Below are 23,497 nucleotides of genomic sequence, written 5' to 3'. Positions count from 1 at the left end.
GGTCAGTAGGTGACCAGGGAGACCAGCTCGTACCCGTCGAGGCGGGCCCGGCCGTCGAGGAAGCCCAGCTCGATCACGAAGCCCATGCCGGCCACCCGGCCGCCGAGCTTCTCGACCAGGCGGGCCGTCGCCGCCGCCGTGCCCCCGGTGGCCAGCACGTCGTCGACGACGAGCACGGACTCGCCCGGCCGGACGGCGTCGCGGTGGATCTCGAGCAGGTCGGTGCCGTACTCGAGCTCGTACTCCTGCTTCTCGATCTCCCAGGGCAGCTTCCCGGCCTTGCGCACGGGCACGAAGCCCGCCTGCAGCTGGTAGGCGACCGGCGCGGCGATGATGAAGCCCCTCGCCTCCACGCCGAGCACGCGGTCGACCGGCCGGCCGGCGAAGTGGCCGGCGATGGCGTCGACGGTCGACCGGAAGGCGCCGGCGTCGTTCAGCAGCGGGGTGATGTCCTTGAAGACGATCCCCGGCTTCGGGAAGTCGGGGATGTCGCGGATGCGGGCCCGCAGCGCCTCGGCGTCCACGGCCGGGGCCACTACCGCCGGCGCTTCTTGCGGGGCCGCGGCGGCGGGGCCGTGCCCGGCCGGCGGGCCGCCGCCGCCTTCTTCGCCGCGCCCTGGGCCGGGCGGGCCGGCGTGCCCGTCCTGGCCGACGTGGCCGACGTGGCCCCCGAGCCGGCCGGAGCGGTGACCGTCAGCTCCTCGCCGGCCGGGGTGACCGGCACCCTGGCCGCCCGGGGCCGCCGGCCGCCGCCGCCGTCCTCGTCGGCTCCGCCCACGTCCTCCCTGGCCGCCGCCACCCGGGCCCCGGCGCCGGCCGACCGCTGGGCCGCCGCCCGGCGCTTCAGGTCGCGGTAGCGGGGCTCGCGCTCCTTCAGCACGGCGAGCACGGGCGTGGCGATGGCGATCGAGGAGTAGGCGCCGACGAAGAGGCCGACGAGCAGGGCGATGGCGAACTCCTGGAGGGTCACCGCCCCGAGCAGGCCGGCGCCGATCAGCAGCAGGGCGAGGACCGGGAGGATGGCGGCCACGCTGGTGTTGAGCGACCGCATCAGGGTCTGGTTCATCGACAGGTTCACCACGTCGCCGTAGGTGAACCGGCTGCTGACCCTGCGGGTGTTCTCCTTCACCTTGTCGAACACGACGATCGTGTCGTAGAGCGAGAAGCCGAGGATCGTGAGGAAGGCGATGACCGTCGCCGGCGTGACCTCGAACCCGGCCAGGGAGTAGATCCCGACGCTGATCAGGATGTCGTGGACGACGGCGGCGATGGCGCCGACGGCCATGCGCCACTCGAACCGGAACGAGATGTAGAGCGCGATGGCGATGAAGAAGAACACGAGGGCCCGCACGGCCTTGTCGGTGATCTCCTCGCCCCAGGACGGGCCGACCGACGTGAAGCCGATGTCCTCGGAGTCGACCTCGGCCGCCTCGGCGAGGGCGGACGTGATGGCGTCCTCCTGCTCGCCCTGGGGCCCGGCCTGGACGCGGACGCGCTCGCCCTCGCCGCCCGACAGGGTCTGGATGCGGGCGTCCTCGAGGCCGAACGGGGTGACGACGTCGCGCACGTCGTCGACCGTCAGCCCGTTCTCGGCCGGCACCTCCCACACCACGCCGCCCTCGAAGTCGATCCCGAGGTTGAGCCCGCGGGTGAACAGGGACAGCACGCTGATCAGCAGGACCGTGCCGGAGATGGCGAACCCGACCCAGCGCCGGCCGTTGAAGTCGAACGTCGTCTCGCCGTGGTAGAGGCGGTACCAGAGGCCCCGCCGGGCGGCGCCGTCGCCGGTGCCGTCCGGGCCGGTGGTCGTGGTCGTCGACGTCATGCCAGCGCCTCCGCGGGTCTCCGGGTGCCGACGCCGAGCGTCGCCCGAGCGCCGAAGCGCGGGCTCCTGGCCATGAGGGCCACCGCCGGGCGGGTGAAGAAGTAGGCGACGAACATGTCGAGCGCGGTCGACAGGGCGAGGAAGAAGGCGAAGCCGCGCACCGGCCCGACCGTCAGCCAGTACAGGAGCAGGGCGCCGATCAGCGACACGAGGTCGGCGTTGATGATCGTGCGGTAGGCGTTGGTGAAGCCCCGGTCCACCGACGACCGCAGGGTCTTGCCGCTCTCGAGGTCGTCCTTCAGCCGCTCGAAGTAGACGACGTAGGAGTCCACGGTGACGCCGATCGACACGATGATCCCGGTCGCCCCGGCCAGGGTGAGGGCCAGGCCCTGGCTCTCGCCGAGGTAGGCGACGATCGACCACAGGAGGGCGGCCGACACGCACAGCCCGAGCAGGACCACCGCCGCGAGCATCCGGTAGTAGGCGAGCATGAACAGCACCACGAGGCCGACGCCGACCAGGCCGGCGATCACGCCGGCGTGCAGCGAGTCCTTGCCGAGCGTGGCCGACACGGTCTGCACGGACTGGCGCTCGAGCTCGACGGGCAGGGCGCCGTAGCGGAGGACGAGCGCGAGGTCCTTGGCCTCGCCCTCGGAGAAGGCGCCGCTGATGCGGATCTGGTCGGGCTGGAAGGACGGCTCCTGGATGGTCGGCGCCGACTGCACCACGCCGTCGAGGACGATGGCGAGCTGCTGGGTCGGGCAGGTCTGCTCCCGGTTGAAGCACTGCCCGGCCACGGCGTTGAACGAGGCGATGCCGTCGCCGCTGAACTCGGGGAACACGCCCCACTCGCCGCTCGTCTCGTCGAAGCGGGCGTCGGCGGTGTTGAGCGCCTCGCCGGTGAGCTGGGACGGGCCGAGCACGTAGCGGGTCGGGTCGCCCTCCCGGCCCGGGAAGATGACCTCGGCCTCGGGGTCGTCCGCCTCCCTGGGGGTGACGCCCTCGGCGTTGGTGGTCGGCGTGGTGGCCGGCGCCGTGGTGGCCGTGGTCGACGTGGCGGCGCCCTCGGCCGCCGTCGTCGTCGTGGTCTCGGCGGCGGTGGTGGCCGTGGTCGCGCTCGACGAGGTGGACGGCTGGGCCTGGGCCTGCTCGCCCTCGGCCAGGCCGGCGGCCGGCGGGCGGCTCAGGTCGCTGAAGGCGTCGCCGTCGGCCGGCTCGGTCGTGGTCGTGGACCCGTCCGCCGCCGTGGTCGTGGTGGACCCGTCCGCCTCGGTCGTGGTCGTCGACCCGTCGGCCGCCGTCGTGGTGGTCGTCTCGGGAGGCGCGGTGGTCGTGGTGGTCGCCCCGACCGGGCCGAGGGTGGCGAGCACGGGCCGGAAGCGCAGCTCGGCCGTCTGGCCGACCAGCTCCAGGGCCCGCTGCTGGTCCCGGACGCCGGGCAGCTGGACGACGATGGCGTTGCCCTGGCGGGCGATCTCGGGCTCGGCCACGCCCAGCGCGTCGACCCGGTTGCGGATGATCTCGATGGACTGGTCCAGCCGGTCGGAGGGGACCTCCTCCTTCGGCTGGAGGACGACCGAGACGCCGCCCTGGAGGTCGAGGCCGAGCTCGGGGCTGTTGCCCGCCAGCAGGGTGGCGGTCAGCGCCCCGCCGGCCAGCAGGACGACGAAGAGCAGGGAGATGAGGAGTGGTCGGCGCATCGCTCGGGCTCGGGCTCAGCCGTCGTCCCGCCGGGCCCGGCTCTGGCCGTCTGGCCCGTCGGGCGGCGGGATGGCGGGGGCGGTGGTGTCGCCGTCGAGGTCGAGGTCGAACTCGTCGACCTCCGCCTCGGCGGCCTCGTCGGTGGTGGCCAGCTGGGCCGGCAGGCGGCGGGCGACCGCGCTCTTCGCCACCCGCAGCTCGATCCCCTCGGCGACCTCCAGGAACACGGACTCGCTGTCCACCTCGGTCACCCGGCCGTAGACGCCGCCGGCGGTGACCAGCTCGTCGCCCGGCGCCAGGTTGTTCTGCATCTCCTGCTGGGCGCGCATGCGGCGCTGCTGCGGGAGGATGAGCAGGGCCCACAGGAGGCCGAACAGGACGAGGGGCACGAGCAGCGACATCGGACGGTCCAAGGGGACGGGATCAGGGCCGGAGCAAGGCTAGTCCCCGGGGGCCCCGGTCCCCGTCGCGCCCACCGGGCCCGGCCAGGCGGCGGCGACCTCGGCCCGCAGGCCGCTCAGGGTGCCGGCCCGGATCGCCGCCCTGGCCCGGTCGACCAGCGCCAGCAGCCAGGACACGTTGTGGATGGTCAGCAGCCGGTGGACGGTCGGCTCGTTCACCTGGAGCAGGTGGCGCAGGTAGGCGCGGCTCCACCGGGCGCACACCGGGCACGGGCAGGCCGGGTCCACCGGGCCGGGGTCGGTGGCGTGGGCGGCGTTGCGCAGGTTCAGCCGGCCGGCCGTGGTCAGCAGGGTGCCGTGCCGGGCCAGCCGGGTGGGCAGGACGCAGTCGAACAGGTCGACCCCGAGGGCCACGGCCTCGACCAGCCCGACCGGGTCGCCCACCCCCATCAGGTAGCGGGGCCGGTCCGCAGGTAGGGCGGCGACGGTGGCCGCCAGGGCCGGGAGCATCTCCTCGCGCGGCTCGCCGACCGAGAGCCCGCCGATCCCGTAGCCGTCGAAGCCGAGGGCGACGGTCCGCTCCGCGCTCTCCCGGCGCAGGTCCGCGTCCACCCCGCCCTGCACGATCCCGAACAGGGCCTGGCCCTCGCGCCGGTGGGCCCGCCTGGCCCGCGCCGCCCACGCCGCCGTCCGCTCCACGGCGCGGCGCACGACGGCGGGCGGGGACGGCAGCGGCGGGCACACGTCGAGGACCATCTGCACGTCCGCACCGAGCCGCTCCTGGACGTCGACCGCGCCCTCGGGCGTCAGGCGGTGGGTGGACCCGTCGTAGGTCGAGCGGAACGTCACCCCGTCGTCGTCCACGGCCGGGTCGAGGGAGAACACCTGGAACCCGCCGGAGTCGGTGAGCAGGTGGCCGTCCCAGGCGCAGAACCGGTGCAGGCCGCCGAGCCCGGCGACCACGTCGGCGCCCGGCCGCAGCATCAGGTGGTAGGTGTTGGCGAGGACCACGGGCGGGCCGAGCGCGTCGAGGTCGGCCGAGGAGAGGGTGCGCACCGCCCCCCTCGTCCCGACGGGCATGAAGCACGGCAGCGGCACCTCGCCCCGCGGGGTGCGCAGGCGCCCGGCCCTGGCCGCCCCATCGGTCGCCTCGACGTCCAGGCGGACCACGCTCATGCCGTGCGGGCGGGCAGGAACATGGCGTCGCCGAAGGAGAGGAAGCGGTACCCGTCGGCGAGGGCGGTGGCGTAGAGGTCGCGCCAGCGGTCGCCGACGAACGCGTCCACGAGGAGCAGCAGCGACGACCGGGGCAGGTGGAAGTTCGTCAGCAGGGCGCCGACGACCCGGAACGGGAAGCCCCGCCGGACGAACAGGTCGGTCCGCCCCTCGAGGTCGCCGGTGGCGGCCGCCGCCTCGAGCGCCCGCACGGTCGTCGTCCCGACGGCGACGACCCGGCGGGCCGCCCGGCAGGCGTCCATGGTCGCGGCCGGCACCCGGTAGCGCTCGGCGTGCATGCGGTGCTCGGCGGGATCGTCCACGGTGACCGGCCGGAACGTGCCGATGCCGACGGACAGGTCGACGGTCGCCACCAGCGCGCCCCGCTCCCGGCACCGGTCGAGCACCTCGGGGGTGAGGTGCAGCCCGGCCGTCGGCGCGGCCACCGACCCGGGATGGGCGGCGTAGACGGTCTGGTAGCGCTCCGGGTCGGGCAGCCCGCCCGTGAGGTAGGGCGGCAGCGGCACGGCGCCGTGGCGGGCCAGCGCGTCGGCCTCGGCCAACCCCGGCGGGAGGCACAGGTCGACCCGGCGGCGGCCGTCGCCCAGGTCCTCCCCCACGACCGCGGCGAACCCGTCGTCGGCGGCGTCGGGCCGGAGGACGGTGCCGGGCGGGAGGCGGCGGCCCGGGCGCACCAGCGCCTCCCACCCGCCGGCCGGGTGGGGCTCGAGCAGCAGCACCTCGGCCTCCCCGCCGGTCGCCTTGCGCAGGGCCAGCCGGGCCGGGATCACCCTCGTGTCGTTGACGACGAGCACGTCGCCGGGACCGACGAGGTCGGGCAGGTCGGCGACCGTGCGGTGGGCCGGCGGCCGGCCGGGGCCGCCGTCGACGAGCAGCCGGGCCGCGCTCCTCGGCTCGGCCGGGACCTGGGCGATCGCCGACGGCGGCAGGCCGTAGTCGAAGCGGTCCATGGGCGAGCAGGAACCGGAACCGGCGGTGGCGAATCCAGCGCCATGACCCGACTGCGTGCTCTCGTTGCGGGGGGAGCGGCGTTGCTCGCGACGACCGTCCTCGCCCCGACCCCGGCTCAGGCCGGCGACCCCAACTGGACCCTCGGCGGCGCCCCCTGCACCATCGGGGTCGGCACCGCCGCCCCGCCCGTCGGCACCGGCACCTGCCCCGGCGTGCGGCCCGGCGCCATCGTCAACAGCGACGTGGGCCAGTGCACGTTCAACTTCCTGTTCCGGGGGTCGGACGGCAACCGCTACATGGGCACGGCCGGCCACTGCATCCTCGGCGAGAGCCCGGTCGGCGGCGACGTCGGCGAGCGCTCGTGGGCGGCCGGCAGCGGGCCGGTGGCCACCGACGCCGACGGCAACCGGGTCGGCGAGTTCGCCTACGCCATCCTCCAGGACCCGAAGGACTTCGCCCTCATCCGCCTCGACCCCGGCGTGCAGGCCAGCCCGCAGATGTGCCACTTCGGCGGGCCGACCGGGCGCAACGACGCCCTCGTCCAGGAGCCGGTCGTCCTGCACCACTTCGGCCAGGGCCTCCTGCTCGGCGAGACGATCCCGGCGAGGACCCACGTCGCCCTGTCCATGCCGAACCCGAACCACGTCTACGCCAACGGCCTCGCCATCTTCGGCGACTCCGGCAGCGGCGTGATCGACGACGCCGGCCGGGCCATCGGCGTGCTCGTCACCATCGGCGTGCACACCGCCGAGATCGGGACGACCACCGACGCCGGCACCATCGGCATCACCCGCCTCGGCCCCCAGCAGCAGCGGGCCGGGCAGGTCCTCGGCATCCGCCTGAAGCTGGTCACCGCGCCGCTGCTCTAGCCCTCCCTCCTCCGGCAGCGTGCGCCTCCCCGGCGCCCCTCGGCCCTCGGGTCGGGGGGCGCCGGCGCGTCCGGGCCCGGTCACGACCGGTAGGCGGCCAGGGCCTCGACGGCCACCCTCGTCAAGGTGCGGACGGCCACCCCGATGGCCCGCTCGTCCACGTCGAACGCGCTCGTGTGGAGGTCGGGGGCCTCGACCGTCCCCGGCGGCCGCACGCCGAGGCGGGCGAAGGAGCCGGGCACGTGGTCCAGGTACCAGGAGAAGTCCTCGGCGCCGACGCTCTGCACGGCCTCGGCCACGGCGTCGGGGCCGAGCGCGGCCGACACCGCGTTGGCGACGAGGCGGGTGGCGGACGGGTCGTTGTCGACCGGCGGCGAGCCGCGGGTGTAGTCGAGGTCGTAGGTGGCGCCGAGGGGCAGGACGACGGCGTCGAGCAGGCGGCGGACGATGGCGGGCACCGCCTCCCACGCCTCCCTCGTCATGCACCGGATGGTGCCGGCCACCTCGGCCGCGTTCGGGATGACGTTCGGCGCGCCGCCGGCGTGGATGGCGCCCCACACGACGCTGACCCCGCTGCGCACGTCGATGAGCCGGCCCATGCCGGCCGTGACGTCGGTGACGATGCGGGCGGCGACGTGGACGAGGTCGGCCGTGAGGTGGGGCCTGGCCGTGTGCCCGCCGGGGCCGTGGAGGCGGACGACGACGAGGTCGCAGGCCGACGTGATGCAGCCCGCCTTGACCCCGACCCGGCCGGCGTCGAGGCCGGGGTCGCAGTGGAGGGCGAAGATGGCCGACGCGCCCTCGAGCACGCCGGCCGCCACCGCCGCCGTCGCCCCGCCGGGCAGCGCCTCCTCCGCCGGCTGGAACACGAGCCGCACCCGCCCGCCGCCGGTCTCGGCCAGGGCCCGGTCGAGGACCAGGCCGGCGCCGAGCAGCGAGGTGGTGTGCACGTCGTGGCCGCAGGCGTGGCACACGCCGGGCACCGTCGACCGGTAGGGCACGTCCTTGGTGTCCTCGAGGCACAGCGCGTCGAGGTCGGCCCGGAGCACGACGGTCGGGCCGTCGGCGCCGGCCGGGCCGACGTCGCACACGAGGCCGGTGCCGCCGGCGAGCACGCGGGGCGACAGGCCGGCGGCGGCGAGGCGCTCGGCCACGAGGGCGGTCGTCGCCTGCTCGTGCCAGGACGGCTCGGGGTGGGCGTGGATGCGGCGGCGGATGGCCACCAGCTCGTCGCCGTGGTCGGCGAGGAAGCGGTCCACCACCCGGGCGAGCACGTCGTCCCCCGGCCCGGCCGCCAGGTCCTGCACCGCCATCAGGATTGCGCGGCGCTGGCCCGGTGGGCGCCGAGGTCGGTCGCGAGCGAGTCGACCACGTCCACCAGGGTCCCGCCCTGCTCCACCACCCGCCGCTGCCGGTCGGCGGACGAGCCCCGCTCGAGGATGCGCCGCACGCCGAGCAGCTCGTCCTCGCCGCCGAGGCGCCGGGCCACCGGCGTCAGCTCCTCCAGGGTGTCGGCGACGGCCTGGCGGACCGGCACGAGGCCGCCCGACCCGTCGACGATCAGCTCGGCGTCGAGCCCGTAGCGGGCCGCCCGCCACTTGTTCTGCCGCACCACCCACTGGGGCGGCACCGGCAGGGTGTAGCCCCGGTCGTGGAGCGAGTCGAGCCAGTCGACGAGGCTCTGGGCCAGGGACGCGATCGCCGCCACCTCCTCCAGCGAGGCGATCCCGTCGCACATCCGCAGCTCGACGGTGCCGAAGTCCGGGTGGGGGCGGATGTCCCACCACACCTCCTTCACCGTGCGGATGGCGCCGGCCAGCTGGAGGGTCGCCATGAACTCCTCGAACTCCGCCCACCCGGCGAGCTGCTCGGGCAGCCCGGCCGTGGGCAGGGCCTCGAACACCTTCGTGCGCACCGACGCCATGCCGGTGTCGTGGCCCTCGAGGTAGGGGCTGGAGCTGGACAGGGCGAGCAGGTGGGGCAGGTAGGTGCCGAGCGTGTTGGCGATGGCGATCGACTTCTCCGGCGACCGCACGCCGACGTGGAAGTGGACGCCGAAGATCACCAGCCGCAGCGCCGTCCACCGGCAGTCCTCGACCAGCTGGTGGTAGCGGGGGCTCGGGCTGATCTGCTGCTCGTGCCAGGGCGAGAACGGGTGGGTGCCGGCGCACACGAGGTCGAGGTTCCGGGCTGCGGCCGCCGTCGCCACCTCGTCCAGGGTGCGGGCCAGGTCGTCGCGGGCCTCGGCCGGCGTGGCGCACACGCCGGTGATGATCTCGACGCAGGACTCGAACAGCTCGTGCTTGGCCTTCGGGTGCTCACCGCCGGGATGGCCCCGGCCGAGCTCGCCCAGCAGGTCCGACGCCGCGCTCACCAGCCGCCGCGTCTCCGCGTCGACCAGCCCCAGCTCCATCTCCACGCCCAGGCTGGACCTCGGCGAGCTGTTGAACTCGATGTGCACCCCGGCGACCTCCGGCTCGCCAACCTACCGGCTGCCGGCCGCCGCTCCGGCCCCGGAGCGGACTCCGGGCGCCCGGCCCTACTTACACTTCACCGGCTTGCACTTCGTGCGGCACTTGGCCGCGGTCGTCACCGGCCAGGTGCCTGCGGGCGGCTCGCCGAAGTTCTCGACGTACAGCTCGAGCGTCCGCGCGAACGCATCGCGGAGGTCCCGAGCGTCATCGTCACCGCGCATCCCGAAGTACGGGTAGTGGTGGACGAAGCGACCGAACAGCTGCTCACAGTCGCTCGCGTATGCCTCGGTGTCGAGAATGTGCGCGTGCCAGAACTGGTCGACAGCGCGACAAGGCGTGATCTCCTCAGCCGGGTACGCCAGCCGGAGCGCGAGGAACCTCCTGTATTCCTGCTCGAGGACATCGAGCCGTTCGCTCGGGACGCCGAGCCCTTCGTCGGGGTCTTCGAGCTTCCTTCGCAGCATGCTGAAGTCCAGCGTCTGCACGAGGCTCATCGCGGCGATCGCGGGGCGGGTCGTCGCTTCGAGCACGCTCACAGCCGACATGTTGTCTCCGTTTCGTCGTTACCGGGCCCTTGCCCAGAATGACACCACTGTAGTTACAACCACGTAACTAAGTCAATTGGGTACTGAAGCGGGGGCTACGCTCGCTTAGACCCGCCGACCGGATCGGGAAGCCATGCCAGGGACGACCGGGGGACAGGGCGAGGGGTGGCTGCGGGGGTTCCGGCCGCCCTGGCCGCCGCCCGGCGTCCCTCAGCTGCCCGGGATGCCGAAGCTCGGCGAGCTGTTCGGGTTCTCGCCGGCCAGCGTGCTCACCGACCTGGTGGCCGCCGTGTCGTCGTCGCTCGTCGGCCGGCGGGTGAGGTTCCGGGCCGGCGGCCGGGAGGTGGCCCTGTCGCTGCTGGCCTGCGCCGTCGACCCGCCGACCCTCGGGCCGCTCGTCGGCCAGTACGGGACGGTGACCGTCGCGGCCGACGACGTCGCCGCCGACCCCTGGACGTTCCGCCACCTCACCGTCCTGGCCCGCAACGCCCACGTGCAGCCGGGCGAGGTGCCCGTCCTCGTCGCCGCGCCGGTCGAGGTCCGGGTGCTCGTCGGCCGGGACGAGGTGGACCGGGCCGTCGCCCGGGTGACCGGCCGCCTCCGGGTCGTCGTCGGCGACGACGCCGTCGCCCGGGCCCACCTCGCCGACCACGCCGACCTCGGGCACGTCGAGGTCGAGCCCGTCCTCGACGGCGGCTCCGTGCGGCTCGCCACCCGCTCGGTGGTCGTGCGGGGGTCGCGCCGCTTCGTCGCCGGCGCCCGGCTGGTGCCCCGGCCGGCCATCCCCCTCCCGGTCGTCCCCGGGCTGCACGTCACCGAGGTGGCGCTGGCGCCCGGCGGGGTCCGGGTGGCCGGCGTGGTCGAGGAGTGGCGGGCGCCGATCCGCCCGGCCCAGCTCGACCGGCTGGTCCGCCAGGTGCGCTCCTTCACCGGCGCCGCGCTCGACCTGTCGCCGTTCCGGCCCCCGGCCTGAGCCGGTCGGCCGTGCGGGTCCTCGTCGTCGGCCGCGGGATCGTCGGGGCCGCCGCCGCCTTCCACCTGGCCGGGGCGGGCGCCGAGGTCGCCGTCGTCGACGCCGGGCGGCCGGGCCAGGCGACGGCCGCCGGGGCCGGGATCGTCTGCCCCTGGCTGTCGGGCGTGGAAGACCCGCGCTGGTACGAGCTCGCCCGCGCCGCCGCGCTCGCCTACCCGCCGCTCGTCGAGGCGCTCGGCGCCGACGTCGGTTGGGCCGACGTCGGCGGCCTGCTCGTGTCGGCCGACCCGGCCGTGGTCGAACGGGCGGCGGCGCTGGCCGAGCGGCGGGCCGCAGCCGAGCCGGCCGTCGGGGCCGTCACCCGTCTGGCGCCGGGCGAGCCGGTCCGCTGGTTCCCGCCCCTCGACAAGCGGCTGGCCGGCGTGCACGTGGAGCACGGCTGGCGGGTCGACGGCCGCCGGGTGCGCGACGCCCTGCTGGCCGGGGCCGAGCGGCTGGGCGCCACCGTGGTGGCGGGCGGGGCGGCGCTGTCGGTGGACGCCGGGCGGGCGGCGGTCGCCGTCGACGGCCGGCCCGTCCCGGCCGACGCCGTCGTGGTGGCGGCGGGCGCGTGGGTGAGGGCGACGGGCGCGCCGCTCGGCGTCGCCGTCGCCGTCGAGCCCCAGCGGGGCCAGCTGGTCCACCTCGACCTGCCCGGGACGGACACGTCGGCCTGGCCGTCGGTGGTGGCCGACGACGGCCACTACCTGGTCGCCTTCGGCCCGTCCCGGGTGGTCGCCGGGGCGACGAGGGAGACCGGCTCGGGCTTCGACCCCCGGCCGACGGCCGCCGGCCTGCACGAGGTGCTGGGCCGGGCCCTGGCCGTCGCCCCCGGCCTGGCCGGCGGGACGGTCGCCGACGTGCGGGTCGGGCTGCGCCCGGCGTCGGCCGACGGCCTTCCCGTCCTCGGCCCCGTCCCCGGCGTCGACGGCGTGGTGCTCGCCACCGGCCTCGGCGCCGGCGGCCTCACCGTCGGCCCCTACGTCGGCCGCCTGGCCGCCGACCTCGCCCTCGGCCGCACCCCGCCCGTCGACCTCTCCCCCTACGCTCCCGCCCGCGCCTGAGCAGGCGCCGGGCCCGCCGCCGTCGCACCCCGCCGCCGGGCGGCGCGCTCGAGCGGAACGGACGGGGTTGGCCGCCTTCCGCATCGCGCCGGCGGCGGGGCGGCTCAGCCGAACAGGCCGGGGTCGGCGGGGGTGGGCGGCGGCGGGGGTGGGGCGAGGCCGAGGTGGCCCCACGCCGCCGGGGTGGCGACCCGGCCCCTCGGGGTGCGGGCGAGCAGGCCCTGCTGGATGAGGAACGGCTCGTGCACGTCCTCCAGGGTCTCGGGCGGCTCGCCGACGCTGATGGCCAGGGTGGACAGGCCCACCGGGCCGCCGCCGTAGCGCTCGCACAGCGCCGACAGGATGGCCCGGTCGACCTTGTCGAGGCCCCGCTCGTCGACGTTGAACAGGGCCAGCCCGGCCGCCGCCGACGCCCGGTCGACCACGCCGTCGCCCCGCACCTCGGCCACGTCCCGCACCCGGCGCAGCAGGCGGTTGGCGATCCGGGGAGTGCCCCTCGCCCGCCGGGCGATCTCGGCCGCGCCGCCGTCGTCCACCCGCACCCCGAGGATGCCGGCGGCCCGCAGCACGATGGCCCGGAGGTCGTCCGGGTCGTAGTAGTCCAGCCGGGACACGAGCCCGAAGCGGTCCCGCAGCGGCCCGGTGAGCAGCCCCGTGCGGGTGGTGGCGCCGACGAGGGTGAACCGGGGCAGGTCGAGGCGCAGCGACCGGGCCGCCGGCCCCCGGCCGAGCACGATGTCCAGCTGGAAGTCCTCCATGGCCGGGTAGAGGACCTCCTCCACCGCCCGGGCCAGCCGGTGGAGCTCGTCGATGAACAGCACGTCGCCCTCGTCCAGCTGGGTGAGGATGGCGGCGACGTCGCCGGCCCGCTCCAGCGCCGGCCCCGACGTGACGTGGAGCCGCACCCCCATCTCGGCGGCCACGATCCCGGCCAGCGACGTCTTCCCGAGCCCCGGCGGCCCGGCGAAGAGCAGGTGGTCGGCGGCCTGCCCCCGGCGGCGGGCGGCCTCGAGGATGATCGACAGGTGCTCCTTCAGCTCCGCCTGGCCGACGAACTCGGCGAGCGACCGGGGGCGCAGCCCGGCCTCGGCCGACAGCTCGGCCTCGACCGGCTCCGGGGTGAGCAGCTCCTCCCGCATCAGCCCCCTCCCGCCCCTGGCGCGGCGCCACCCATCACGCCGTCCTCGCCCCGGCCAGCACCTGGAGGGCCTGCCGGAGAAGCAGGGCGGGGTCGCCGTCGTCGGGCAGCTCGCGCAGCGCGGCCCGCACCTCGTCGGGCCCGTAGCCCAGCCCGGCCAGCGCGGCCCGCACGTCCGCCTTGGCCGACGGCGGCCCGGTGTCCACCAGCACCGACCCGCCGATGGCCGCCACCTCGGCCGCCCCGTCCAGATCGAGGTCGAGGCGGGACTTCAGCTCCACCAGCAGGCGCGCCGCCGTCTTCCGGCCCACGCCGGGCACGAGGCACAGCGCGGCCAGGTCGTCCTCCGCGAGCGCCCGGCGCAGCTCCACCGGCCCGTGCACCGACAGGATGGCGAGCGCCAGCGCCGGCCCCACGCCGTGAGCGCCGAGCAGCGCCTCGAAGCAGGCCCGCTCGTCCTTCGCCGCGAACCCGTAGAGGACCGACGCGTCCTCCCGCAGGTGCTGGTGGACCCACACGAAGACCTCGGCGCCGGGCTCGCCCAGCCGGGCCAGGGTGGCCGGGGCGACGGTCACCCGGTAGCCCACCCCGCCCACCTCGACGAGGACCTCGCCCCTCGGGTCGCGGTCGACGAGGCGCCCCCGCAGCGAGCCGATCACGACCGGGCCGCCAGCCGGGTGAGCAGCGGCGCCATCGCCAGGTGGCAGAGGGCGAGGGCGGTGGCGTCGGCCGCGTCCGGCTTGAGCGGCCGGTCGAGCCCGAGCAGGGTCTGGACCATCCGCTCGACCTGCTCCTTCGGTGCCGCCCCCCAGCCGGCCACCGCCTCCTTCACCTGGTTGGGCGAGTACTGGTGCACGGCGCACCCGGCGGCCGCCGCCTCGGCCATGGCGATCCCGCTCGCCTGGCCGACCGACATCGCCGTGCGCACGTTGCGCTGGAAGAACACCCGCTCGACGGCGACGACGTCCGGCCGGAGCTCGGTGAGCAGGCCCCGCACCTCCCGCTGGAGGGCGGCCAGCCGGACGGGCAGGTCGAGGTCCGGGCTGGTCGTCAGCACGCCGATGGCCACCGCCCGGGGCCGGCCGCCGGCGGGCTGGTCGACGGCGCCGTAGCCGCACCGCGAGAGCCCAGGGTCGATGCCGAGGACGAACACGGGTTCGACGCTACCCCGCCGGGCCGACCGGCTGGTGGACCCTCCGGCCGCCGTTCCTTGCACCGGCCGAGCAAACAGCGGCTTTACCTTTCCCGAAATACCCGCTCCACCCGGACGGGCCTCTACCGGCAATGGTGGGCGACGGCACGGCGCCGAAGCCGACCATCTATCCTGCGCGTGCCCCGACCAAGACCCCGTGGTGGCCGCCCGATGAAGCCCTCCCTCCCGGTCGTCGGCCTGCTGACGGCGAAGGCCGTCTCCGACGTCGGGTTCGCGCTCGACTTCGTGTGCATCGGCGTGTTCGTCTGGGTGCGCACCGAGTCGGTGCTCGCCACCGGGCTCGTGGGGCTGTGCCTCTACGGCGGCGGCATCGTCGGCGGGCGCCTCGGCCACCGGTGGGGCGGCCGGTGGGACCGCCGGCGGGCCATGCTCACCGCCGACCTCGTCCGCATGGCCGCCCTCGTCGTGCTGGCCGTCGTGCCGTCGGGCGCGCAGCTCGGCTGGCTGTTCCCGGCCGTGGTCGTCGTGGGCGCCGGCCGGTCGGTGTTCGAGGCGACCCTGGCCGCGGCCACGCCGGCCCTCGCCAAGGGCCGGGTCCAGCTGGTCAACAGCGTGGTCTCGGGCATCAAGGGGGCCGCGCTGGTGGTCGGCATGGGGCTGGCGACGATCGCCGTCCCCGTCGTCGGGTTCCGCGGCGTGTTCGCGCTCGACGCCGCCACCTACGGCGTCTCGGCGCTGGCCGTGCTGACCCTGCCCCTCCGCCTCCGGGAGGACGAGGGCGACGACCTCGACGACACGCGGTTGGCGGCCGGCCGGCGGGGACCGGCGCCGGGCTGGGCCGCGCTCGCCGGCGCCGGCATCCTCGGGCTGGTCGTCGTCCGGGGCCTCGACGCCTTCGGCAGCTCGTCCCACCACGTCGGCCTGCCCGTGCTCGGCGGCGAGCGCGACCCCGCCAACCCGGCCTCGGTCACCGGCGCGCTGTGGATGGCGTGGGCGGCCGGGACCCTTTTCGGCAGCCTCGTCCTCCGCCCCGCCCTGGCCGCCGTCATCGAGCGGGCCCCCCAGCTGGTGTTCTACCTGGCGACCTCGGTCATGTCGGCCGGGTTCATCGCCATCTTCTGGCTCGACCCGTGGCCGGCCATGCTCGCCGCCGCCGCCGTCGCCGGCCTCGGCGACGCGTTCAGCGAGATCACGTTCAAGCAGGCCGTCCAGCACCTGCCCGACGCCAGGCGGGGCAGCGTGTTCGGCCTGGCCCAGGTGGTCGTCAACGCCGGGTTCGTGGTCGGCCTGCTGGTGACGTCGCTCGTCGCCGCCCCCGACTGGGTGGCCGGGTACGTGCTGATCCTGCACGGGATCCCGGTCGCCGCCGCCATCGGCGCCGCGCTGTGGACGGTCGCCGGCACGCAGGCGCCCCGCGAGCTGGCGCCCGTCGGCGACCGCTGATGGCCGGCGCCTACCTGGACTACGCCGGCATCGGGCTCGTCCGCCCGGCCGCCGTGGCCGCCGTCCACGAGGCCGCCGACGAGGTGCTGGCCACCGGGTCGGCGGCGTACGGCCGGTTCTTCGCGGCGAGGGAGGCGGCCCGCTCGGCCACGGCCCGCCTGCTCGGCTGCGACGACGACGAGGTCGCCCTCGTGCCCAACACGAGCACCGGCCTCCACCTGGTGGCCGACGGGCTCGAGTGGCGACCGGGCGACGAGGTCGTCGTGTTCGACCGCGACTTCCCGGCCAACGTCCAGCCCTGGCGCCGCCTCGCCGACCGGGGCGTCGTCCTCCGCTGGGTGCCGGAGCGGGACGGCGGCTACGACCTCGCCGACGTCGCCGCCGCCGTCGGGCCGTCCACCCGCCTGGTCGCGGTCAGCCACGTGCACTTCCTCACCGGCTTCCGGATCGACCTCGCCGCCGTGTGCCGGGTGGCCGCCACCGCGGGCGCGCTGGTGTGCGTCGACGCCGTCCAGAGCCTCGGCGCCCTGCCCGTCGACGTGCGGGCCGCGCCGGTCGACTTCCTCGCCGCCGGCGGCCACAAGTGGCTGTGCGCGCCGCCCGGCACCGGCGTCTTCTACTGCCGCCGCGACCGCCTCGACCTGCTGCGCCGGGCGCCGGCCGGCTGGTTCGGCTTCGACCGCTCCCAGGACCTGCTGGTCCGGGGCGAGGGCCACTTCACCTACGACCTGCCGCTGCGCCCCGGCGCCCGCCGGGTGGAGGGCGGCATGCCGAACTTCGTCGGCATCGCCGGCCTGGCCGCCGCCCTGGCCGAGCTCGAGGCGGCCGGGCCCGACGCCGTCGCCGCCCGGGTCCTGGCCCTCGCCGCCCGCCTCCGGGAGGGGCTGGCCGGCCGGGGCCTCGAGGTGCTCGGCCGGGACGGCGAGGCGGCCCGCTCGGGGATCGTGTCGTTCTCGGCGCCGGGCGCCGACCGCCTGCATGCCGACCTCATTGCTTCCGGGTTTGCCGTCTCATTCCCCGATGGGAAGATCCGGATCTCGGCCCACTTCTGGACGGGCGACGACGAGATCGACCGTTTCCTCGCGGCGATCCCGGACCGGATTGAGGGTTGACAACGCGGTCGTCGTCCCTGACATTGAGGCTCACCATTCCCCTCGACGAAGGGAGCATTTGCATGCCGCGTTACGAGACGTGGGAGGAGCTGGCGGACGAGGTCGAGGTGACGACCGGCGTCGCCGACTGCTGGACCTGCTTCCTGGACGCCTGAGCAGACGTCCTCGCACCAGGGCCCCGCGGCGCGAGCTCGCGCCGCGGGGCCCGGTCGTCCTTGCGCCGAGGAGGGGGGTCGGACGATGGATCGCTGGGAACGGAGCCACGGCCGGGTGGGCGTGGCCGCCCCGAGCTGGCTGACCTTCGAGGTCCACCGGCCCTACTTCGACGGCGAGGCCGCGCCGATCACCGCCATCCAGGCGAAGGGCCCGGTGGTGGCCGCCCGCCTGTTCGCCGCCCGGCGGCCGGAGGCGCCCCGGTTCGGCATGGTGATGCCGGCCAGCTTCCGCACCCTCCTCGTCGAGGAGTCGCGCCTGCGGGAGTACCGGGCCGAGCGCCCGGCCGACCTGCCGGCCGGCCTGGCCTCGCCGGCCTGGGCGGCCATGGCCGACGCCTTCGCCCGCCGCGACGACCTCGACGACGCCGACCGGGCCGGCCTGGCGCTGTGGCTGGTCGCCGCCTGCCTGCCCCGCGCCGTCCTCGACCTCGCCCCCGCCGACCTCGACCCCGCCGCCTGCCGGGAGGCGCTGCCGGCGCTCGTCCAGTACGCCAGGGCGACGGCGTCGTTCCAGCTGGCCGGGCTCACCGACGCGACGAGGGCGGCCTTCGCCGCGCTGGTCGACCGCCCCGAGCCCACCGTCGCCCACCTCCAGGCGTGCGCGGCGTGGAGCTACACGCTCGCCCGCCACGCCGAGGACTGGTCGGCGGCCGACGGCCACGCCCGCCGGGCCGCGGCCATCCTCGACGAGCTGGCGCCCGGCCTGCCGGCCTTCGACCGCGGCATCTGGCGGGCCCGCCTGCTCGTGCGCGAGGCGATGCTCGCCGACCGGCGCAAGGACCCGGCCGGCGCCTGGGCCGTGCTCGACGAGGCCGGCCTGGTGGCCGCCGCGGGCGCGCCGGCGTCGCCCGAGCAGGAGGAGGTGGCGGCCGAGATGCGGCGGCGCATCGTCGACCGCCGGGTCGAGATCGCCGTCCAGCTCGGCGACCGGGACGCCGAGGAGGCGGCGATCGCCGAGGGCCTCAAGCTCGACCCGTGGTGCGTGAAGATCCGCATGCAGGCGGCCCAGGCCGCCGAGCGCCGGGGCGACCTGCCCGGCGCGCTGGCCGGCTACCTGGTCGCCGCCCGCCTCGGCCCTTACGGCGGGGCCTTCGCCCTGCTGCGGGCGGCATCCTGCGCCGGCCGGCTCGGGTCCGAGGAGCTGGCCAGGGTGCTGTGCGAGCGGGCCTTCCGCGCCGCGCCCCGGTCCGAGCAGACCCGGGCCGCGCTCGTCCGTGCCTGCGAGGCGACCGGCGACGGGCCTCTCGCCGCCCTCGTGGCCGAGCCGGCCGACGGCCACCGGGCCAACTGGCACCACCGCATGTACGCCGCCTACTTCGACCTCGGCGAGTCGGGCTCGCCGTGCCTGTACGCCTCGATCCCCACCCACGCCTACCGGGCGGCGGTCGCCGGCCGGCCGCCGAGGATCGACTTCCAGCGGGTGATGCCGCCGGCCTTCCGCACCAACCTCGTGCGCGAGTCGGGGCTGGCCGAGCTCGCCGCCCGCCACCCGGCCGACGTGCCGCCCCACCTCCGCACGCCGGCCTGGGAGCAGCTGTGCGAGTGGGTCGCCGACTTCGACCGCTCCGACCTGCTGCGCCAGCACCTGACGTGCCTGCTGCTGTTCCGGCTGGGCTTCCGGGACCTCGTCCTCGACCTCGTCCCCCACCGGCCGGTGTCGAGCCTGCGCGAGCCGCTCGAGTTCTACCAGTGGCAGTGGCGGGACCTGACCCGCTACGTCGCCTCGGTCGGCAGCCGCCACCCGGTCCACCCGACCGACTCGTTCGAGATGGTCGACGCCCCCGGCTGCCCGCTCCACCTGCGGCTCACGGTGTCGACGTTCGGGATCGTGTTCGCGGCGAGGGAGACGAAGTCGGTCGACGACGCCCTGCGGTGGCGGGCCCGGGCGGCCGAGCACCTCGCCGACGTGCTGACGAGCGACGAGTTCACCCCGTTCGAGCGGACCATGCTCGAGAGCCGCTTCTACCGGGGGGCCGGGTTCACCCCGCACATGACCGGCGACCGGGATGGCATGGTGGCCGACATGGACCGGGCCGAGGAGCTGGCCAGGGCGGTGCCGGCGTCGACGCCGCTCGAGGAGCTGCTGGCCAGGGAGAACCTGCACGCCTGCCTGGAGAGCCGGTCGAAGGAGGCGTACGCGCTGGGCGACGTGGCCCTGGCCGAGGCGAGGACGAGGGAGTTCCTCGCCCTCGACCCCTACGACCCGAAGAGCCACATCGAGCTGGGCGAGTGCCTGGCCAAGCAGGGCCGCTACGCCGAGGCCGGCGACAGCTACCTGCGGGCCGCCCGCCTCGGCCCGCTCGGCACGGCGATCGCCAGCGCCATGGCCGGCGAGTGCCACGAGCGGGCCGGGAACGCCGTCGTCGCCGAGGACGCGTTCGTGCAGGCCCTGCGGGTCGACCCGTACGCCGTGTCCGCGGCGCGGGGCTGGCGCCGGGTGGCGACCGACGGCATGGGCTCGCTGGCCGCCGAGTACGCCGGCGGGCTGGAGGCGTGGGGGGCGGAGCGGCGCCGGTGACGCCGTCGCCCTCCGGCGCCGCGGGGCGGCGGGGGCGGTGACCGTCGAGGTCGAGCTGGCGCCGGCCGTGCCCGACGGGGTCGACGCCGTCGTCGTCCCCGTGCACGCCGACCGGTTGGACCGGGCCCCGGCCGCCGCCTTCCTCGCCGCCGCCGGGTTCACCGGCCGGCCCGGCGACGCCAGGGCGCTCCCCCCGGTCGACGGCGGGCCGGCGACGATCGTGGTCGGGGCCGGCCCGTCGGGCGCCGGCGACGCCGCCACCGTCCGCCGGGCCGCGGCCGGGGCGGCCAGGGCGGCGCGCGGCCACCGCACGACGGCGTTCACCGTCCCGGCCGACGGCAGCTGGCCGGCCGACGCCGCCCGCCTCGTGGCCGAGGCCTGGCGGCTCGGCCTCTACCGGTTCACCCGCTACAAGTCGGCCGCCCGCCCGGACGGGGCCGAGCGGCTCGTGGTCGTGGCCCCCGGCGCCGCCGAGGACGACCTCCGCAGGGCCGGCGCCGTGGCCGCCGCCGTCGCCCTGGCGCGGGACCTCGGCAACGAGCCCGGCGGCACCCTGACCCCGCCCGCCTTCGCCGACCGGGCCCTCGAGGTGGCCGCGTCGGCCGGCGTCGACGCCGAGGTGTGGACCGGCGAGCGCCTCGCCGCCGAGCGCCTGGGCGGCCTGCTCGGCGTGGCCAGGGGCTCGGCCCAGCCGCCCTGCCTCGTCCGCCTCGAGTGGCGACCGCCCGACCCGGCCGGCACGCTCGCCCTCGTCGGCAAGGGCGTCACGTTCGACTCCGGCGGCCTGACCCTGAAGCCGAACTCGTTCATGGTCGACATGAAGATCGACATGGCCGGCGCCGCCGCCGTGCTCGCCGCCATGTCGGCCCTCCCGGCCGTCGGCTGCCGGGCGAGGGTGGTCGGCTGGCTGCCCCTGACCGACAACATGGCCGGGGGCGACGCCATGCGGCTGGGCGACGTGCTGCGCACCCGCAACGGGCGCACCGTCGAGGTCCGCAACGCCGACGCCGAGGGCCGCCTCATCCTGGCCGACGCCCTCGCCCTGGCCGGCGAGGAGGGGCCCGACGCCGTCGTCGACGTCGCCACCCTCACCGACGCCGTCGCCATGGCCGTCGGCCGGCGCTACGCCGGGCTGGCCGGGAACGACGAGGGGTGGGTGGCGGAGGTCGGGGCGGCGGCGGCCAGGGCCGGCGAGCTCGTGTGGCCGCTCCCCCTCGACGGCGTCGACCCGAGGATGATCGAGTCCAAGGTGGCCGACCTGGTGAACGCCACCGGCAACCGCCACGGGCAGTCGGTGGTGGCGGCGCTGTTCCTGCGGGAGTTCGTCCCGGCCGGCCTGCCGTGGGCCCACCTCGACGTGAACGGGCCGGCGTGGTGCGACGAGGACGACGGCGAGTGGACGGCGGGCGCCACCGGGTTCGGCGTCCGTACCCTCGTCGAGCTGGCCTGCGGGTTCCGCGCCCAGTAGGAGCAGCTAGCCCTGCCCGCCGGCCGGCGCCGCCCGGTCGGCGGCCAGGACGGCCTCGACGAGCGCGTCGGACGGGCGGAAGGTCAGGCTGTGGGGCGACCGGTGGCGGTAGCGGACGATGCCGCCGGCGTCGACCACGAACACCGAGCGCCGGTAGAACCCGAGGGGCCCGAGCACGCCGTAGGCCCGGCCGACCGAGCGGTCCTCGTCGGCGAGGAGCGGGAACGGGAACCCGTGGGCGCCGCTGAAGGACTCGTGGCTCTCCACCGACTGCGGGCTGATGGCGAGCAGCTGGGCGCCGAGGGCGGCGAAGCGGTCCCAGTCGGTCGTGTAGCTCGTGAGCTGGCGGGTGCACACCGGCGTGGCGTCGCCCGGGTAGAAGACGAGGACGACCGTGCGGCCCCGCAGCTCGGACAGGCGGTAGGTGCGGCCGCCGGTGCCGGGGAGGGCGAAGTCCGGGGCGACGTCGCCGACGGCCACGCCCTCGCCGCCGGCCGTCGGTCCCACCACCCCCGCAGGGTAGGCCACGCCGGGCGCCGTTCCGGGTGAACCCGCCGCCGATGGTGCCGATGAGGTGCGGGTGAGCGATTCCGTCGTCGCCCTCGACACGGTCCACCGGGCCTTCGGCCCGGTGCCCGCCCTGGCCGGGCTGAGCCTCGCCGTGCCGGCCCGGCGGATCACGGTCCTCCTCGGTCCCAACGGCGCGGGGAAGACGACGGCCATCCGCATGATCACCGGGGCGCTCGGCCCCGACCGCGGCACGGTGCGGGTGTTCGGGCTCGACCCGGCCGCGGCCGGCGAGGGCGAGGAGGTGCGGCGCCGGTGCGGCGTGGTGTCGGCCAAGCCGGCGCTGTACGACCGGCTCTCCGGCTGGGACAACCTCGCCTACGCGGCCGCGCTGTACGGGCTCGGGTCGGCGATGGACGGGCCCATCCGGGCCGCGTCCGCCCGCTTCGGCATCGACCACGCCCTCGACCAGCAGGTGGGCGGCTACTCCACCGGGATGAAGACCCGGCTGGCGCTGGCCCGCTCGGTGCTGCACCGCCCGGAGCTGCTGCTGTTCGACGAGCCGACCTCCGGCCTCGACCCCGAGTCGTCCCACGCCGTGCTCGAGCTGATCAGGGAGATGACGGCCGAGGGCACCACCGTCGTCATGTGCACCCACCTCCTGCTCGAGGCCGAGGGCCTGGCCGACCACGTCGTCGTCATGGACGCCGGCGCCGACCTCGTGGCCGGCACCCCGGCCGACCTGGCCGAGCGCTACTGGCCGGGCGCCGTCGTCCGCATCGGCGCCGAGGACCCGGCCGCGCTCGACGCGCTGGCCGGCCTGCCCGGCGTGCTCGGCGGCGAGTGGCGGGACGACCGGTCCCTCGCCGTCCGCCTCGACGACCTCGACCGGGTCCCCGACCTCGTCGCCGCCCTCGCCGCGTCCGGCGCCCGGCTGACCCGCGTCGAGCCGGTCACCCCGAGCCTCGAGGACCTGTACTTCGCCGTCCGCCGCCGCCCCGCCGGCGCCGCCCCGGCCACGGAGGTGGCCGCGGCGTGAACGGCGGCCGTCTGCTGACGATCACGAGGACGGACCTGCGCCAGCTCCGCCAGGCCAGGGACTTCTGGATCCCGATGGCCGCGCTCGGCAGCCTGTTCTTCCTCGTCATCCCGCTGGTGCTGCTGCTCTCGATCACCCGCCTCGGCGACGTGGAGGCCGTGTCCCAGGTGAGCGAGGCGCTCGCCGTCCTGCCCCCGAGCGCGCAGGCGGCCATCAAGGGCGACTCGCCCGCCGCCCGGTCGTCCTACGCCCTCGCCGTGTTCCTGTTCGCCCCGGTGGCCGTGGTCGTCCCCCTCACGATCTCGACGGCCGTCGGGGCCGCCACCCTGGTCGGCGAGCGGGAGCGGGGGACCGGCGAGTTCCTCGCCCACTCCCCCGCCGGCGTGCACGAGATCTACCTGGGCAAGGTGCTGGCCAGCCTGGTCCCCGGCTACCTGACGACCGCCGTCGGCTTCGGCGTGTACTCCCTCGTCGTCAACACGGTGGTCGGGCCCGGCGTCGGGGGCTGGTTCTTCCCGACCGGCCCGTGGTGGGTGCTGATGCTGTGGGTGGTGCCGCCGTTCCTCGCCCTCGCCCTGTCGCTCGTGCTGCGGCTGTCGGCGAGGGTGAAGTCGACGGCGGCCGCCCAGCAGGCGTCGGGGCTCGTGACCCTGCCGCTGATCATGGTCGCCTACGGGCAGTCGACGGGCGCGCTGTTCGGCGCGGCGTCGGCCTCGTGGTGGATCGGCGCGGTGGCGTGGGCGCTGGCGGCGTGGTCGCTGCACCGGGGCATCCGGTCGGTGACGAGGGCCCGGTTGTTGGGCGTGGCGGACGAGAGGTGAGCGAC

At 76.1% G+C, this 23,497-nt stretch carries 22 protein-coding genes; 9 read left to right on the top strand and 13 right to left on the bottom strand.

Features of this window, described 5'->3' with window-relative positions; translation table 11 throughout:
• Positions 1 to 2 precede the first annotated feature (2 nt).
• Genes VGB14_12580 through queA form a run of 6 tightly spaced genes read right to left on the bottom strand, consistent with a single transcriptional unit; the run spans position 3 to position 6,113 of the window.
• Positions 3 to 536, bottom strand: coding sequence for an adenine phosphoribosyltransferase (locus VGB14_12580; protein ID HEX9993756.1), 534 nt, complete (start codon positions 534 to 536; stop codon positions 3 to 5).
• On the bottom strand, positions 536 to 1,825 hold the full coding sequence (gene secF / locus VGB14_12575; protein HEX9993755.1) for a protein translocase subunit SecF: 1,290 nt from the start codon (positions 1,823 to 1,825) through the stop codon (positions 536 to 538). The genes VGB14_12580 and secF overlap by 1 nt, the downstream gene beginning before the upstream one ends.
• Positions 1,822 to 3,525, bottom strand: a complete 1,704-nt coding sequence (secD, locus tag VGB14_12570; protein ID HEX9993754.1) for a protein translocase subunit SecD — start codon at positions 3,523 to 3,525, stop codon at positions 1,822 to 1,824. The genes secF and secD overlap by 4 nt, the downstream gene beginning before the upstream one ends.
• A gap of 15 nt (positions 3,526 to 3,540) precedes the next feature.
• Positions 3,541 to 3,939: a preprotein translocase subunit YajC gene (gene yajC / locus VGB14_12565; GenBank protein ID HEX9993753.1), complete on the bottom strand. Its 399-nt coding sequence runs from the start codon at positions 3,937 to 3,939 to the stop codon at positions 3,541 to 3,543.
• Between the two features lie 27 nt (positions 3,940 to 3,966).
• Positions 3,967 to 5,103: a tRNA guanosine(34) transglycosylase Tgt gene (gene tgt, locus VGB14_12560; protein ID HEX9993752.1), complete on the bottom strand. Its 1,137-nt coding sequence runs from the start codon at positions 5,101 to 5,103 to the stop codon at positions 3,967 to 3,969.
• On the bottom strand, positions 5,100 to 6,113 hold the full coding sequence (gene queA / locus VGB14_12555) for a tRNA preQ1(34) S-adenosylmethionine ribosyltransferase-isomerase QueA (protein ID HEX9993751.1): 1,014 nt from the start codon (positions 6,111 to 6,113) through the stop codon (positions 5,100 to 5,102). The genes tgt and queA overlap by 4 nt, the downstream gene beginning before the upstream one ends.
• Positions 6,114 to 6,194: 81 nt before the next feature.
• On the opposite strand from queA, the gene VGB14_12550 reads away from it, so the two are divergent.
• Positions 6,195 to 6,983, top strand: a complete 789-nt coding sequence (locus tag VGB14_12550; protein HEX9993750.1) for a hypothetical protein — start codon at positions 6,195 to 6,197, stop codon at positions 6,981 to 6,983.
• Between the two features lie 80 nt (positions 6,984 to 7,063).
• Here VGB14_12550 and VGB14_12545 read toward each other — a convergent pair whose 3' ends face one another.
• The 3 genes from VGB14_12545 to VGB14_12535 all read right to left on the bottom strand — a co-directional run bounded on the left by VGB14_12545 (position 7,064) and on the right by VGB14_12535 (position 9,993).
• Entirely contained in the window at positions 7,064 to 8,296 is a 1,233-nt protein-coding gene (locus VGB14_12545) for an amidohydrolase (protein ID HEX9993749.1), read from the bottom strand.
• A complete protein-coding gene (locus VGB14_12540; GenBank protein HEX9993748.1) occupies positions 8,296 to 9,444 on the bottom strand; it encodes a glutamate--cysteine ligase in 1,149 nt (382 codons plus the stop codon). Before VGB14_12540 ends, VGB14_12545 begins: the two co-directional genes overlap by 1 nt.
• A gap of 78 nt (positions 9,445 to 9,522) precedes the next feature.
• Positions 9,523 to 9,993 (bottom strand): hypothetical protein, encoded by a 471-nt coding sequence (locus tag VGB14_12535; protein HEX9993747.1) that lies wholly within the window; start codon positions 9,991 to 9,993, stop codon positions 9,523 to 9,525.
• A gap of 232 nt (positions 9,994 to 10,225) precedes the next feature.
• Between VGB14_12535 and VGB14_12530 the strand changes: the two genes are divergently transcribed.
• Both VGB14_12530 and VGB14_12525 read left to right on the top strand, forming a co-directional pair.
• A complete protein-coding gene (locus VGB14_12530; protein HEX9993746.1) occupies positions 10,226 to 10,975 on the top strand; it encodes a hypothetical protein in 750 nt (249 codons plus the stop codon).
• An 11-nt stretch (positions 10,976 to 10,986) separates the two neighbouring features.
• Positions 10,987 to 12,078: an FAD-dependent oxidoreductase gene (locus VGB14_12525; protein HEX9993745.1), complete on the top strand. Its 1,092-nt coding sequence runs from the start codon at positions 10,987 to 10,989 to the stop codon at positions 12,076 to 12,078.
• Positions 12,079 to 12,182: 104 nt separating this feature from the next.
• Here VGB14_12525 and ruvB read toward each other — a convergent pair whose 3' ends face one another.
• The 3 genes from ruvB to ruvC are packed head-to-tail and all read right to left on the bottom strand — an operon-like array spanning position 12,183 to position 14,369.
• Positions 12,183 to 13,217 (bottom strand): Holliday junction branch migration DNA helicase RuvB, encoded by a 1,035-nt coding sequence (gene ruvB, locus VGB14_12520; protein ID HEX9993744.1) that lies wholly within the window; start codon positions 13,215 to 13,217, stop codon positions 12,183 to 12,185.
• Positions 13,218 to 13,251: 34 nt separating this feature from the next.
• On the bottom strand, positions 13,252 to 13,875 hold the full coding sequence (gene ruvA / locus VGB14_12515; protein HEX9993743.1) for a Holliday junction branch migration protein RuvA: 624 nt from the start codon (positions 13,873 to 13,875) through the stop codon (positions 13,252 to 13,254).
• On the bottom strand, positions 13,872 to 14,369 hold the full coding sequence (ruvC, locus tag VGB14_12510) for a crossover junction endodeoxyribonuclease RuvC (protein HEX9993742.1): 498 nt from the start codon (positions 14,367 to 14,369) through the stop codon (positions 13,872 to 13,874). Before ruvC ends, ruvA begins: the two co-directional genes overlap by 4 nt.
• Before the next feature lie 210 nt (positions 14,370 to 14,579).
• Between ruvC and VGB14_12505 the strand changes: the two genes are divergently transcribed.
• The 4 genes from VGB14_12505 (at position 14,580) to VGB14_12490 (ending at position 21,125) form a co-directional block, all read left to right on the top strand.
• Entirely contained in the window at positions 14,580 to 15,812 is a 1,233-nt protein-coding gene (locus tag VGB14_12505; GenBank protein ID HEX9993741.1) for an MFS transporter, read from the top strand.
• Positions 15,812 to 16,924, top strand: a complete 1,113-nt coding sequence (locus VGB14_12500; protein HEX9993740.1) for an aminotransferase class V-fold PLP-dependent enzyme — start codon at positions 15,812 to 15,814, stop codon at positions 16,922 to 16,924. The genes VGB14_12505 and VGB14_12500 overlap by 1 nt, the downstream gene beginning before the upstream one ends.
• A gap of 240 nt (positions 16,925 to 17,164) precedes the next feature.
• Positions 17,165 to 19,657: a tetratricopeptide repeat protein gene (locus VGB14_12495; GenBank protein ID HEX9993739.1), complete on the top strand. Its 2,493-nt coding sequence runs from the start codon at positions 17,165 to 17,167 to the stop codon at positions 19,655 to 19,657.
• 37 nt (positions 19,658 to 19,694) lie between these two features.
• A complete protein-coding gene (locus VGB14_12490; GenBank protein ID HEX9993738.1) occupies positions 19,695 to 21,125 on the top strand; it encodes a leucyl aminopeptidase in 1,431 nt (476 codons plus the stop codon).
• A 6-nt stretch (positions 21,126 to 21,131) separates the two neighbouring features.
• Here VGB14_12490 and VGB14_12485 read toward each other — a convergent pair whose 3' ends face one another.
• Positions 21,132 to 21,635, bottom strand: coding sequence for a peroxiredoxin (locus tag VGB14_12485; protein ID HEX9993737.1), 504 nt, complete (start codon positions 21,633 to 21,635; stop codon positions 21,132 to 21,134).
• 70 nt (positions 21,636 to 21,705) lie between these two features.
• Between VGB14_12485 and VGB14_12480 the strand changes: the two genes are divergently transcribed.
• Both VGB14_12480 and VGB14_12475 read left to right on the top strand, forming a co-directional pair.
• Positions 21,706 to 22,671, top strand: a complete 966-nt coding sequence (locus VGB14_12480) for an ABC transporter ATP-binding protein (GenBank protein HEX9993736.1) — start codon at positions 21,706 to 21,708, stop codon at positions 22,669 to 22,671.
• Positions 22,668 to 23,492, top strand: a complete 825-nt coding sequence (locus VGB14_12475; GenBank protein ID HEX9993735.1) for an ABC transporter permease subunit — start codon at positions 22,668 to 22,670, stop codon at positions 23,490 to 23,492. Before VGB14_12480 ends, VGB14_12475 begins: the two co-directional genes overlap by 4 nt.
• Positions 23,493 to 23,497: the final 5 nt, after the last annotated feature.

The organism is Acidimicrobiales bacterium, assembly GCA_036399815.1.
Classification (GTDB): Bacteria; Actinomycetota; Acidimicrobiia; order Acidimicrobiales; family DASWMK01; genus DASWMK01.
Note: the sequence above shows the minus strand (reverse complement) of the source record. Positions and strands in the feature narration are given on the sequence as shown.